The 15,729-nt window shown below is 37.1% G+C and carries 7 protein-coding genes; all 7 read right to left on the bottom strand.

The features are described from left to right. Positions 1-99: 99 nt before the first annotated feature. The 7 genes from E1140_RS14165 to E1140_RS14135 all read right to left on the bottom strand — a co-directional run bounded on the left by E1140_RS14165 (position 100) and on the right by E1140_RS14135 (position 15,551). A complete protein-coding gene (locus E1140_RS14165; protein ID WP_155185058.1) occupies positions 100-936 on the bottom strand; it encodes a hypothetical protein in 837 nt (278 codons plus the stop codon). Between the two features lie 20 nt (positions 937-956). Next, a complete protein-coding gene (locus E1140_RS14160; RefSeq protein ID WP_155185055.1) occupies positions 957-2,453 on the bottom strand; it encodes a SusD/RagB family nutrient-binding outer membrane lipoprotein in 1,497 nt (498 codons plus the stop codon). A 19-nt stretch (positions 2,454-2,472) separates the two neighbouring features. Beyond that, the gene (locus E1140_RS14155; RefSeq protein WP_155185053.1) at positions 2,473-5,577 is read right to left on the bottom strand and encodes a SusC/RagA family TonB-linked outer membrane protein; all 3,105 of its coding nucleotides are present in this window, start codon (positions 5,575-5,577) and stop codon (positions 2,473-2,475) included. A 163-nt stretch (positions 5,578-5,740) separates the two neighbouring features. Next, positions 5,741-6,370 carry a response regulator transcription factor gene (locus tag E1140_RS14150; protein ID WP_155185050.1) on the bottom strand — a complete coding sequence of 210 codons (630 nt, stop codon included), beginning with the start codon at positions 6,368-6,370 and terminating at the stop codon, positions 5,741-5,743. After that, on the bottom strand, positions 6,367-9,375 hold the full coding sequence (locus E1140_RS14145; RefSeq protein WP_155185047.1) for a sensor histidine kinase: 3,009 nt from the start codon (positions 9,373-9,375) through the stop codon (positions 6,367-6,369). Before E1140_RS14145 ends, E1140_RS14150 begins: the two co-directional genes overlap by 4 nt. A gap of 69 nt (positions 9,376-9,444) precedes the next feature. Then, positions 9,445-14,481, bottom strand: a complete 5,037-nt coding sequence (porU2, locus tag E1140_RS14140) for a putative type IX secretion system sortase PorU2 (protein WP_155185044.1) — start codon at positions 14,479-14,481, stop codon at positions 9,445-9,447. Next, positions 14,478-15,551 carry a putative type IX sorting system protein PorV2 gene (locus E1140_RS14135; protein WP_221412699.1) on the bottom strand — a complete coding sequence of 358 codons (1,074 nt, stop codon included), beginning with the start codon at positions 15,549-15,551 and terminating at the stop codon, positions 14,478-14,480. Before E1140_RS14135 ends, porU2 begins: the two co-directional genes overlap by 4 nt. Positions 15,552-15,729 lie beyond the last annotated feature (178 nt).

Genomic DNA, 15,729 nt, shown 5'->3' with positions numbered 1-15,729 from the left:
ATCAGTAATAACCTATTAAAAAAAAGTCTCATTATGTCTTTTTAAGCAAAAAATTAGGAGCCATTACAACAATGGCTCCTAATAACAATAAATTTATTATTAACCTCCAATCAAACCCACAGGCCAATCTGCTCCGTCATTTCTGGTGGCAATAACAGTTCCGGTATCTCCATAAGTGTTTAACCAAGTTACAGTCATTGACGAACCAGAGACATTTGAAATCGCCCATGTATAAGTATCTCCATAAACATCAACTCCAGAAAAAGTAACCGTGTTACATACATCAATCATATTTATGTTTACAGGCGTTGCACCAAAAGCACCTAAAACCCCATAAAAATGTACTAAGCCTCCAAAACTAGCATCAGATATTGTGTAATTTCCAAAAGCATCAACAGGTGTTATTTCTATCTCACCATCTGGCACACTAACACCTCCCCAATATGGGCTATTAGCTGATAAATAAGTATAAGAAACATTTCCTCCTATGTCCGAAGGGCATGCCGCATTACCATTGATGAATGATGAGCTCAAAACAACCTTACCACTAGCAAGCGTAAGCTTAAAGCTATAAAAGAAAAGGTCTCCTGGCACAAGCTCCTCTTTAGTCTTACTTGTTTTAGCAACAGCATCTGCAAGTGGAATAGAAACTGTTGCCGGCACAGTGGTTATAGTGGAAACCAACTCCGGGTTACCTCCATTAAAAGCCTGAAATATTTCAACCTTTTGTATATCCGAACCCGACTCACTTAAAGCAAGATCGAAAACTATTTGTGCATTATCTAAATCCAACAGATTAAACACGCTGGATTCAACATTGCTGATTGCCACATCCCGAGCTAAACTCAGCTCACCGGTAACCTGATCATCTTCTTCGCATGACACCACAAAGAGTGCCATGAAAAGTATCGAAAATAATATTTTTAAATTTTTCATATCAAATTATTAAATTTTAACTATTGATCCCACCAAACACGATTGAGCAGCGTAACATCCTTCACCGGCAAACCAGGTCCGGCAGAAAGGCTCCCAGAATTAAAGTTGATCTCATTTTGAGGGTAAGGAAGCTTTCTGGGTCTCACCCCAACAGTAAAGTTTGTGGATGGTGTAGCAAAATCTGCTGGAAAACCTGTTCTTCGCCAGTCATACCAGCCTTCTGCAGGGTTCACAAAGTTAGATATGTACTTTTGCTCCATAATTCTAGCCAATGTACCATTATAAGCTACAGTAGATTGTGCTAAATAATCGGCAATCTCGGTAGAACTAATAGTTGGTAAATCATCACCTCTGTCTGAGGCTGTTAGAAGGTTTATCTCCTTTTTACCTCCTGCAACACTACTTACTCTTTCTAAATCAGCCGCCACAGCTGCTTCATAGGCCGCTTGAGCTGCACCGGCATTTCCTGCACGGAATTGAATCTCCGCCACTAAAAATTGAACTTCAGAAAATGTCATAAATGGAACTGGTGCATCAGCTGCAGCAAACGCTGCTCCGATTCTAGAATATTTTCCTCTTCCCGAGTCATCATCATCAAGACCACTAACTTTACCGGCTATGCCTCCACCGTTGGTTACTGGTTCAAAGAAATGAGGTATTCTAGGATCATTCAAATTTGTAAGTCTATCAAGAAATTGTGCACTCAATGCATTGTCTTGAAACCCACTTAAATTATCTAACTGATACATCGGGTTTTCTTGAGTTGCTGAAGCAATAAATTGCACCTCAGCTCCTTCTCCATTATTTGCAATTAAGCTTGGGTTTGTATTCAAGAAATTAATTGCCGCAGAAGCATCTTGTTTGCTTATTCTATTAAGTAACCGAAGCTTTAAGCTATTGGCAAATTTCACCCAAAGAGTAGCACTTCCTCCATAGATATAATCATCGCTACCAGGCACCTTAGCAGAAGGTTTTCCTAAATCAATAATTGCATCGTCAAGTATAGCAATAAGTTTAGGGTAAATTGACTCCTGAGTATCGTAAGCTGGAGTTATTACCTCTGAAACCTTTAATGCTTCCTCAAAGGGAATATCACCAAAACCATCTGTTAACATTGCAAAGCTCAATGCTCGTAGAACTTTTCCAATTCCTACGTATGTAAAGCTTTCGCTTTCAATGGCTCTAGTTTCCATTTCTTGAATATCCTGCAATACGCCTGCGTATATTGTATTCCAGTAATTATTATTATCAGGCAACTGTATATCCCATTGGTCAAACCTCAAATGCTGATTTCTATGTCCTGCATAATAATGTACAAAGTGTGCTGGTTGGGTAGCATATTCTGAACCGCCATATGAGTAAGCCAATCTGGCCTCAATAGCAGGTAGCAAAACTGATATAGGCACATCTGTAGGATTATTTGGATCTTTATTAATCTCCAAAAAATTATCCTCACAAGCCGTTGCTGTTAGCAATAATGCTATAAACAGCAATTTATATTTGAATAGTATTTTCATAATAAATAAGTCTTAATTATTAAAAAGTAATGTTGATACTTGCTCCATAACTTCTTGTACTAGGCAAATCGAATCTGTGAAATCCTTGTGCATTACCTGTACCGAACGTACTTGACTCTGGATCAATGTCTGGAACATTGGTAAATAAAAGCAAGTTTCTACCTGTTATAGTAAAGCTGGCTCGTTCGATGAAGTTATTTGCAAACAGGGTTTGTGGCAAATTGTAAGTAAGGTTAACTGATCTTAATTTTACCCAATTGTTATCATAAACATTGGCTTCATTGATATTAGTCCAGTTACTCCACCAAGCTGCATTTTTAGTAATTACAATATCATTAGGACGAGTTGTTCCATCGGTATTTTGGATAACACCATCAAATACAAATGGAGTTGTTCTGTCATCTGTTTCATCTGTTCTACCATAGAACTGAAGTAACTCAGTAGTACCATTCATAATCACCCCACCATATCTTCCTTCAAACAAGAAATCCAAAGTGAAGTTTTTATAAGAAACTGTATTTCTGATTCCTCCTGTCCATTTTGGTTCAACATGACCTAGGTTAGCTGTTGGTCCTAATTGAGGAAAACCATAGTTTGCACTATTAGGGTTGCTATCAACCAATATATTACCATCAGTGTCTCTTGCAAAAGCACCACCTATGATCGAACCATATCGTTCACCAAGGTCAGCTCTTACCTGAAATCCGGTAAACCCGCCTAAGAATATGTTGTTAACACCATCAATGATCTCAACGACTTCTGTTTCTATCTTGGACCAGTTTGCAGAAATATCCCATGTTAAATCAGAAGTCTTAACGGGTGTGGCTGTAAGTTGAACTTCAAAACCTTTACTATCCAATTGACCAACATTGGCCACTAGGCTTGTAAATCCAGTCGATCCTGACACTGATAGTGGAATGATCTGATCTGTAGATTCAGTTTTGAAGTAATTAACATCTAGACCAATTCTATTATCAAAGAACCTTAAGTCAGCACCTATTTCAAAAGAAGTAATACTTTCAGGTTTTAACAATGGATTACCCAAAGAATTGGAAGCCGTAAATCCTTGCTGTCCGTTAAAAGGAAAAGCTAATCCTGCATTTGTCTGTGTAAAACCATTGGCAGGTGCAGCCTGAACAAATACGGGGTCGAGGTTATAAACCGTAGCATCATTACCCACTTGAGCATAACTAGCTCTAATTTTACCAAATGTTAAAACATTACTTTCTAGTGCTAGCGCATCCGTAAATGCAAGTGCTAAATTAACAGATGGGTAGAAGAATGAGCGTTCATCTTTTGGTAAGGTTGAAGACCAGTCATTTCTTCCCGTAATTCCTAAAAACAGCATATTCTTATATGCAAATTGAGCATCAAAATAGGCACCATAAAGTCTTCTTAGCGTTGTAAACTCAAGGGGTGTGCCTGGTGTAGTGTTTGAAATATGAGGTGTATTAGGTAAAACCAAAGCTGTACCATTAACGGCATCTTGCTGCAGCTCTCTTTGATTAATGTTATGACCAAGGAGCAAGTTAAAATTCAGATCTTCACTGAAATCCTTTTTTATATTCAATAGTAAATCAGTGTTAACTTCTCTTCTAAAAATAGTTTGGTTATTCAAACTACCTCCTCCTCCGTTTGCTGTTCCAATATCCTTGAAATCCTTTCTTCTCTCCTTAGCGAAATCTGTACCTACTCTTGCACTCACGCTTAACCAATCGAGTATATCATAGTTGAAGTCTGCACCCGCAATTACACGATCAAGTTTTGATTCAACAGAAGTTTTATTTACAGTCCAATTTGGATTATCAAAAGATCCGCCTCTCCAATTTACTTGTCCTCCGTTAGCATTTTCATAAGGATAACCAGCTAGATTAAATGATGCTGGAGACTGATACAGAGCAAATATTGGATTGTTACCATCCTGCCCAGCATAAGGAACATTACCGTCATTTCTGATATAGTTCATCCTTACAGAAGTTGACATCTTATCAGAGATTTTTGATGAAGCATTAGCTCGTAATGAGAATCGGTTATAATCCTGATTTGGGATATAAGATGACTGTAGTGTTCGGCCTACAGACATGTAATAAGATCTTACATCGTCACCGCCTTTAATACTTATATTATTGATAGAGGTTTTTCCCTTATCAAAAAAGTCTTCAACATTATTGAAAGATTGAAGAGGGACAGTTTCTCCAAGAGCATTTACATGATCCTGACCTTGAATTAAAGGACCAAATGATCTTGAAGTTCCATTAGCATAAACCCCATCTACACTACCTTGAGCCCATCTTGTTTGAAAATCAGGTAATTTTAATACTTCATCTATCATATAAGTTGAAGAGTAGCTAACCTGAGCTCCTTTAGCGGACTTTCCTCCACTTTTAGTTGTAATAACGATGGCACCATTTGCAGCCCTAATACCATAGAGTGCAGCTGCACTAGCTCCTTTCAATACTGAAATGGATTCAATATCTGCAGGATTAATGTCACCAGCCCTATTTGGTGTAGCTACACCGGTAGTTGAATTGGCATTACCGTCATTTGCGTTACTCATAGGAATACCATCAATGATAAAAAGAGGCTGATTATTACCTGTTAATGATGTAACCCCTCTAAGATTAACCCTGGAGGCTTGACCTGGAGCACCGCCAGAAGCAGTAATCTGCAATCCAGCCACTCTACCAGCGAGAGAATTTACCATATTGGTATTTCTACCCCCCTCAACAACGTTACCATCAACTTCACTTACGGCATAGCCTAGTGCTTTTTGCTCCCTTTCAATACCAAAAGCGGTTACAACAACTTCGGAAAGCTGTTTAACATCCGATCGCATTTGAACATCGATTACAGATCGGGCGCCTACAGCAACTTCTTCTGTTGCAAGCCCAATAAAAGAAAAGACTAACACAGCATTTTGGTCAGAAATAGATAGCGTATAATTGCCATCAAAATCGGTAACAGTACCTGTGGTCGTTCCTTTCAAAACAACATTCACACCAGGTAATGCCTCACCATCATCAACCGAGGTGATTTTACCGGTAACGGTTCTTTCCTGTGCCCACGTATTGGAGATTCCAATAGCAGACAGCAGCATAAATAATAGGAGTAATTTCTTCTTCATACGTTCCTGTTTAGGTAAAATTTGTTACTCGGCTCTTTAATTTAAAAGAGCCTTATTCCAAAGGTCACTAAACAGGAGGAGGCAAAAATCCCCCATATGCTATGAAATATTGGGGGGTATTATAACCAAAGACCGTTAATCAGGGGGATTTTTACCCCCTTCACTAAATAAGTTTTTCTTTAGTTGCCTTGGCTATTGCTTCGGACTTGCTATTCACCTGAAGTTTTGAATAAATATTCTTGATGTGAGACTTTGCTGTCTCTTTAGTTACAAAAAGCTCTTGAGCAATCATGCTATAACTTTTGCCCTTTGAGAGCAGTTCTAAAACCTCCGTTTCACGCTTTGAGAGAGGTGAATTTGGGTTTTTTTGGAAGGAAGCAACTACCATTTTCGCGATTTTAGAACTCATTGGAGCCCCACCGTTAATAACTTCTTCAATAGCATCAAGTAATTCTGTATGGCTAGTATTTTTGGTAATATAGCCTGAAGCTCCGGCTACCAGTGCCTGAAAGACAAGATCACTATTTTCATAAATTGTATTAACTATTAAATCAATATGGGGAGATGCCTTTTTAATAATACCTATTGCCTCAATTCCGTTCATTCCTGGTAGTTCAAGATCCATTAGAATGACATCAGGTTTATCCTTTCTCACATTCTTTATGGCATCTTCAGCATTATCATATGCATTTACCACCAAATAATTGCTTACGCTATTAATAATTAATGAAAACCCCTCACGCACTGCATCGTTGTCTTCAACAATCACTATTCTTGATTTGAAGTAGTTCATAATATTGTTGTTTTAGTCTTTATTGTTTTATCGAGTTTTGCCTGATTGAAAATTCCTGTGAAATATATTTTTGATCCTTTGTTGTCTTTTCTATTTGTCACTACAAACTCACCATTCAATTGACTTGCTCTGGAGTTCATATTTTTCATTCCCATCCCTTTTGATCCTTCCTTCAAATCAATACCCACTCCATTGTCCCATAATGCGATAACGAAATCTGTTGCGCTGAGTTTTAAATCGAGGTGTACCTCAGTTGCTTGAGAATGTTTTAGAGCGTTAGTCATTGCCTCCTTAAAAATAAGAACGAGCTGTCTACTCCATCCAGAAGGCAGAGGGTAGTGTTTATTGTCAAAATCGTCAGCGCTGGAAAAAAATGAAATTGGAGTACGCTCATAGAGATCTTCACCAAAATCTCTGATATAGGTAAATATTTCACCTAAATTATCACTATCTGGATCCATGGACCAGATAAAGTCTTTTGTACCAGTAAAAAGGCTACTCGTGTGCTTTTGAATATTTTGGAGCAGATCATCTACCTCCTTGGACTTATTTTTGAGTTTGAGATTGATAAGGTTAGCAAAAACTGTGATGCTGGCTATCTGATTACCCATGTTATCATGGAAATCTCTGGCCATCCTTTTACGAACCTTTTGAAGTTCTTCCGAACGTATTCGCTCTAGTGTTAATATTTTGTTCAAATTAACCCGTACTCTGTAGTCATTATATAACTTAAAGCATACGAAAAACAGCACCAATAATAAAATATAAAACCAGAGACGCTGCCAAAATGGAGGGATGATTTCAAATTGAAATGTTGCTGGAATAGTTGACCACACTTCATCATTGTTCGCGGATTTTACTTCGAACGTATAGCTTCCTGGAGCAAGATTAGTGTATACTGCTTCGGTTCTCTCTGTAACAGGAGACCAGCGAGTTTCGAGACCTAAGAGCCTAAACCTATACTTAACCGCTTCAGGATTGCTAAGGCTAACACCGAAATACTCAATGATTAGATTATTTTCAGAATAAGGTAACTCTATCTTCTCTGGAATATTTAACCAGCTTGAAATCTCATCAGTATATTGGCTCCAATCCACCTCATTGTAAAACAACTTGAGACCAGAGATATAAGTAATCGGTTCTACCTCGTTTTTAATTTCCTTTGACGCATTATATTTAAAAACACCATCATCAGTACCAAACCAAATGTTATTTTCATCATCACAGAAAACATTATTATAAGTAGTCTCTAAACCTTTGAACCCTTCTTTTTGACCATAGCTTTTTATTCTAATCACCCTACCATACTCATCAAGTAATACTTTATCAACCCCTCTTTCTGATCCAACAATTAAATTATTATCTGAGTCAATTATCAAATTATAAATAAGATCAGAGGATAGGCCTTCTTGGGTAGTAACAAACATCCTAGTACCATTGGTGGCTATTCTCAAGAGGCCGTGCCCCGAATAGCCAATCCAGTAGTTTCCATAGTCATCTTTAACTGCAGTATTTACTCGTTTATCAAAAACTTCTTTATCGATATCTATTACGGATAGTTTACCATTAACATATTGGGAAAGGCCTTCACGAGTAACAATAAGTAACTCTCCTTCATTGCTTTCAGAAATACCCCAAATAAGGTTACCGGCTAGTCCACTCTGAATATTATAATTTTCAAAAGATTCTCCATCATATCTACTTAATCCATTGATAGTTCCTAACCATATATTTTGATTGCTATCTACAAAGACCTGTCTTATAAAATTATGTGCAAGGCCGTCTTCAACAGTTAATGTTGTGAATGACTTTCCATTAAATTTAATCAGACCTGACCCTCGGCTACCAAACCATAAATTTCCAGCACTATCCACTGCACTAGAAGATATATACTGACTTGGCAAACCATCCTTTAAACCAAATTTTACATATTTTTCTCCATCATATTTTTGTATTCCTTTTCCAAAAGATCCAAACCAATAGTTTCCATCTTTATCTTTAGTAACACTTGTCAATGGTAAAGCTTCGAGGCCATGATCTATCCCGTAAAAAGTAAAAACTTCATTAGTCAATTTATAAAGACCTTCACTCTCAGAGCCAAACCATACATTACCTTCTCTATCCGTGAATATTATATTAATACCCTTATCTGTAATGCCCTGACTTTTTGAAAAATGCTTAACCTTACCATTCTCGTATTTCAATGCACCCAAAGCTGAGACAGCCCAAAACTCATTATTATCAATTACATTGGCTGATTTTATAAAAGTATTTTTTAACACCAATTCATATTTGAGACTGGCAGGATCAAAGCTGAGTAATCCTTTATTGGAGCTAATCCAAAGCATATTCTCCTTTACACACATCGACAATAAATACCCTTTGAAATCAGAATTAGTGAGTACCTGAGTAAAACTTCCTCCGCTGTATTTAATCAATCCTTGAATTGCAGTAATGATCCAGAGATTACCTTCTTCATCTTCGTTTATGTCTATTATCTTATCTGCACCAATCATATCAGGCACATTAGTAATAGACATCCTTCCAAGTGTATCTATTCTCCCTAACCCTCCTTGAGGGTCGGCAAACCAAATAGTCCCATCACTTGACTCAAAGATCTTATTTACAGAATTTCCACTTTCATTAAGAGAGTCAACTTTGTAAATTGTAAAATCTTTACCATTGTATCTGGAAATTCCTGAGGCCGTTGCTGCCCAAATGTCTCCATCTCTACTACATAGAATGCTTCGGACATAATTGCTAGGAAGGCCGTTCTTTATAGTGATATTTTTGAATTCAATTCCATTAAATTTTGATAAGCCTCCACCTGCTGTCGCTAGCCATAAATTACCAAACTTATCTTCGCAGATGTCCATAATTCGCTCATGTGCCAGACCATCACCTATGTCATAGTTTATGAAATTATAAGCCTGCCCATAGGCTGAAATGGCAATCAACCAAAAGAATAGAAATGATAGGAAGCCCTTTATTTTAGAAATCAACATATGTTAGCACCAACTTCGGAAGAAAGAAAAAAGATATAATCACCTCTTTAGGGGGATTTATACCAATGGTCATCTAAGAATATACAATTTACCAAATCCTTTTGTAAATGCTTTATCAGCAGAGTTAGATCGCTGCTTTAAACTTTGTCCATTTTGTTTGACTATAACTTTGTACAGATAAACTCCATTAGCCAGTTTATCTCCAAATTCATCTCTCCCATCCCATGCATAATCAGATATATTATTACCTATCCTCACAAGCCCCAATTCATCCTGAGTTATTTCCCTTACTATCTTTCCACTTACAGTCATTACCTGAATTCGAATTTCTTGTGGAACCTCACTTCCTGTAAGTGTAAAAATGAATTTTGTGCTGGTTGAGAATGGATTAGGGTATGGATAGAAGTTAGTAATAGTTGATTCATTAATTACCTCAAATGAAATAGAATAAGCATCTTCTCCAGATAAATTACCACTCGCATCGGAAGCTTGAACACTTAAGGTATACCTACCATCTTCCAGCCTTGATGGCTTATACTCAACATTAAAGGACGTTTGTTCCGTAGCAGCAAACCATTGCACCTCATTAGAGGAAAAACTTACCCTTTTCGAATTACACCCTTCACATTCTTTTCGAAGAAAAATGTTCATGCTAGTTGTATCCGTTACCTTTATATAAGGGTTTTCGTCCATTAGTTGAATTGTGATTAAGGGTGAGGGTGATATTATATCACCATTTAGAATATACCGACCATCAAACAACACATCTAACAATGGGTTGATATTGTCCTTTTCAACGGTTAAAAATCTTTTTAAGTCAAAGGTGTTATTGTCATAAAATAATTCAGGTTCAACTTGAGGATTGACCTCTATTTTAAGATCATTGTCGCCAGTATTACCTAAGCTAACCAAATCGATATTAAACAAAGTAGTGTCTCCTGGTAATGGGGCTTTTATCCTAAATGACTCACTATTTGTTTTTCGACTATCAATATTAAATTGCTGTTGTCTTACTTCTAGTGAATCTAGAAATGATTGTTTGGATATGTTTTTAAAACCATAGGATTTTTGAATTCTTACTCCTTCCTGAATTGTCACGTTCTCAGTATTCTCGTCATTAGCAATAAAGATACCTTCTGGTACAGGTCTAAATAAGACCAGCCATTTGTTCAATTGAGGCGGTGTAAGGTTGGTGTCATCAGCAATATTTATAGCTAATTTTAAATAAGGGTACTGGTTTACATTTACAGAAGATAGGTCTAATGGAAAATTTGAAACATCATTCATTAATACCTGTTCATCTCCATTATTGGCTATACCTATAACATCAAATGTAAACTCATCTGTTCTAGGCAATTCAGAAATATCTGCATAAGCAATGACGGAACCCCACTGTTTAGCTGGCCCGATTAATGAAGATGTCAATTTACCAGAAGACTCAACACCACTTAGTTTTAAAATCAATTGTATCTGCTGCTCAGCTGCAGGTGAGGCGGTTGTCTTTAATTGCTGTGCCGACCCTGGAGGCGCCCCTTTCTTACCTACCAAAATATAAGGTTCGCCAGCCACAACCGCGTCAAGATCGGCACTAAGTGCTCCTATCTCTTCGAGTTTAGTCTTAATATTCGTTGACCAATTAGCCACTTGAGGATCTCCAATAGTAAAAAGCACTACCGAATCACCTTCATTAAGGTTGTCTATATATGTAATGAGGTTATCATTAATAGCACTTTCTATTTCTGAAAAAGTAAAACTATCGATAACTTGAGGCACGCGACCACAAGTTTTACGGTCTGATTGAAGAAATGGAACTGCAGCATAAGGAATCGCAGTATTTTTATCAAAAGCTATTAAATTGACAGTATTATCACGGCAATAACCTCCGTTATTAATGATGTACTCAGTTCCATCAATAAGCACGGATACCTCAGAATTCAAAGCTGGATTAGCAGCTCCAAAAGTTGTAATTTGGATATCTCTGTAAGTTCTTAAAAAATCAAACCTTTCTTTATCATCATTACGTTCAAGATTACTAATAACACTGTTATCCAATTGATTATAAACACTCTGGGACCAACCTTCAGGACTGTCTTTAATATAAGTGAACGAACTAGTTACCCACTCATCAGTCTCTCCTGCTTGAATATCTGAATACTTACTTCTCCAATAATAAACCGTGCTATCATTAACAGACACATCATTAAGTAGGTCAACCTTCCTACTGGCTAATAATCTAGCATTCAAACTGTTCTGTTTTAAAAACGGACTATCAAATGTGTTTACGGTATCTATTTCAATAGAGAATTGCCTCTCTCCTTCCAGAATATTGCTAGATTGAACTAGTAACTCAACAGGTTGTTCAGCAACTATTGAATAATTATTTGGGTACAAATTACGGGTGCCGAACAGTGGAATAAAGTAGTCCAAAGAAGCAGTATTGTTGTTTTCATTTAATTCAGGTATTTCAGATAAATAGTCTAACTGAACCGAAAACCTATTATTCCCAAAGCCATTTTCTTCACCTCTTTTTATTTTAAAGGAAATAGTGTCTTGATAACTAATCGCTGCAAAAATGGAATCATATTCTAAAATGCTGTTATCCTGTAAGGTCCTGCTAACTGCTACTTTAATAGAATCTGATCTCGTTCTTCCGAAATTTTCAACTATAATCTTTATAGCGAATGAATCGGCCTTAGCCGTGACTGGCTCATCATTAAATGAATCAATAAATAGATCGTCATTCGTTATCTCGTAGTCTGGATTTTCAGGGCCAAACAAATTAACTGCTGGATCACCCAGTAACACCATCTGCTGGGTTTGAGTTACATTAGTTGGGTCAGTAAAAACATTATTCAAATATCTTTTAGAGACTTCTCGCTGTACATCAGCCACGGGCTTACTTACAAATACAGAATCGCCATATCCAACATCATAAAAAGTATTGGAGTATCTACGCAAATTGCCACTAAACCCAAATGAGCTATGAGCTATAAAACCAATAGCACCTTTATTTTCTGCTAGAATCCAATCTTCTCCAAAAGTAAAGTCTGGCCTAAAAAAAGCGCCAGCATTACATCCATTTATAAGAAACATGGGGTATTTACCAGCATTATTATAGCCCAAAACAGGATCCGTTGCATATCCAATATCAATGTCTGTAACATTAGGTGCGGAATGTCCATAAAATGTAATCAGAGATAAACCCTTATTCACTTCATCAGCCACATTGATAAGTTCTATGGTACTGCCAGACGTTTTAGCAACCGTCTTCACATCCCCACCCAAATAATCATCTACTGCAATATTCTCAAAACCCTTCATGTAGGCACGAAAGATCAAAAGTTCAGACGCTGTAATACCTCCGCTCAAATGGAGCACATTCTTTCGCCATAAATCGTCAAAAGGCAGGGCCTCCATTTCCATTACCTTATTTAAATAAGCATTTACCTGAGCAGGTGTAAGGGCTGGAATCCTACCTACTGAAACTGCAGGAACATTAGCTTCACCAGACAAACCAGCAGTAAAAAGTATATCAGATCCAGGGTTACCTGAAGTTGGCACCAAATCCTTGGCCTGATAAGTAATACCTTGCCTTGTAAATGGGATTGATCCAGTTGCATTCCTGTAAAAGTTAATACTCGGATCCAGCCCCTTACCAATAATAAAAAGATACTTGGGGTCACCATTGTTAACCATGAATCTCATAAAGTCAAAAACCGCTAATGGATTTTTAATGCCATAGTTATATTGATTATATAACATATCTATATCAACAACCAGGGTGTCATATCCACCGCCTGTTTCAGTTGCTCTATAACTGGCATAAGCTTTAACAGGATCAGAAACATTACCCGTAGGGCTCATTAACTGACTATGACTTAAAATAATATAGTCATGCGAAGCGGCATTGATATCTCTAAATGGAGCTCTTTTTATAACTGGGGTAATAAAGTTCTGAGCATTGACAAAAATCTTTCTAGGATTTACTGTTCCATTTATAATGGCATTCAAATCACTACCCGTCTGATTACTTCCTACTCTAATTACATTGTCAGCATCAGTAATATCATATAATTGAGTAGTATTAGCAACATTGCTAAGCTCCAAATATGATTTGTTAGATGGTTCTGCTTTAAAATTAAGAACCTTTGTGTTTGAATTTTGAACATTGAAATTTTGAGGGTAAAATAACCGAATATAGGAAGTACTTATTCGATCATTACCTCCACTAACTCCCAGTGCAGTTATTCTGACTGTTATTGAACCGCCTGCCGATATATCTGTCCAAAGTAAGTCAGAAGTAAATTTTAAGCTCTCATAATTATCAAATTGAACATTACCAATATTCCTGAGACTTGCAGTAGACGGGCCCACCAAAATATCCACATTATGGGGCAGGTCATCACGCCCAGTAAGCAAAATTTCAATTGACGGCACACCATCTGACTGGGCTCCATTGGTAATTCCATTTATTACAAAATCTGCTGAATTGTTTTCTTGAATAGCCGCACTCGTCCAGCCCTCACCATAATCGAAACTTGACAACCGAGTATATTCATTAGTTGAATAGCCACGACCTGCTGAATATTGAGCTGTGTTAATAAGTCGCTTTTCTTCTATGTGAGAATTCTGAGCCGAGAGGCCTCCTGTATTATTCTCAGAATAGCTGGTCATCCTTTTACCATTGGTGGTCGTCAAATTCCAGGTTAAAAAATAAGCCGAACTATCACTGTAGATGCTATAAAATTGATGCGGTTGAGCCTCCATTGGCTTGTACAATCTTTCATCTGCTTTGCCGTCATTCTTAACACCGTAAAATTCAATATAATCTGTTGTGTTAAAAACTGCATCTCCCTGTCCCTGAACAAATATGGCTTGCTCTACACCATTGTGAAACAGCTGCAATCTTCTGGGGTCAACACTATTAATAGGAAAACCAGCATTAGTAAGGTCGGCATATGAAATACGATATAGGCCATCCTGAGCCAGTGTAACTTTGTAGTATTTTTTATTATATTCTATCCACTCGTCACCATAAAGCTGAGCATAGCCTGCTTGACCCACTAACAATAAAAAAACGATCACTATCCAACTGCGACTTTTCATTTTTTATCGAAATGGGCTTTTAATGAAAATACATGACTGTAGGGTGATGATGTCTGATCACCAATATCCGTTAGGGCATAGTCAATACTGAGCTGCTTTATGACAACACCAATTCCAAAGTTTGGTTGAAAGGTTTTGTAAGTTGATTGATCAAAGCGCTGTACCTCCTGAACATTTCCCGCTCCAAATCTGAGATAAAAAGTTTTTTGATAATCCATTTCTAAACCTACAGATGGCTCCGTTGAAATTAGCTTGGATTTCCATAACACATTTCTTTCCCCATCAAATGAGCTTATAAAATCAGCAGAAGCCAGTAAACCAAATTTTTGTTTAATTACAAAATATCTTGACACACCAATAATGGCCTTTGGCAATGTTATTTCAACAGAATTATCAGGTATTACATTCCCAGTCTGAGTATAAACATCAGCCACTAACTCAGTATTATGGGTCCATGCGTTAAAAGTACCTGTCACATCTCTTACCATTAAACCCAGTTGCCATTTTCTTATTGTTTTTTTCGCTCCTATATCTAATCCAAACCCCCAGGCATTAGCAAAGCTGCCTGCCACACGATGAACAACCTTGAAATTTCCTCCAATATCTATTCCACCCAAAACATTAAGCTTACGAGCATATGATATTAAGAAAGCGTAATCAGCAGCAGTAAAAAACCTAATATTATCATAGTTAATGGCTCCATTGGCATCATACAAGAACCGGGTATCAGGTATATCGTCAATGGCAAATCGTATTACCGACACACCAAGGCTACTTGAACTATCAATCTTAGTAGCAAAGCCAGCATAGTCGTATTTAGCAATACCTGCAAAATATTCTGCATGCATTAGTGAAAACTCATATGTATTTGAAATGCCTAAGAGGCCAGCAGGATTCCAATAGCCAGCAGTAACATCATTAACATTAGACACCTGAGTATTTGACATACTAAGTGCTCTGGCACCTACGCCAATAGACAAAAATTCATTGCTGTATTTAGGTGAGCGCTGAGCTTTAGATGTGCTTGCTAATCCAAAAATCAATAAAAATGGAAACCAGAGTTTTTTCATAAAAATAGCAGATGTAAATATATCAAATGACTATCCTAATTCGCATAAAAGCAACACTGAATATTAACTGTTTATTGTAATTATCGCGATAAAGTAACTCCACCCAGTCAGGTAAAAACATACAATTTATATTACTATATATCTTTAAAATTATAATTATCAAAGAATATTCAATGCA

Origin of the sequence: Fulvivirga lutimaris, from assembly GCF_009711525.1 — a bacterium.
Lineage (GTDB): Bacteria > Bacteroidota > Bacteroidia > Cytophagales > Cyclobacteriaceae > Fulvivirga > Fulvivirga lutimaris.
The sequence above is the reverse complement of the archived record's forward strand: the minus strand, read 5'-3'. Positions and strand labels throughout refer to the sequence as shown.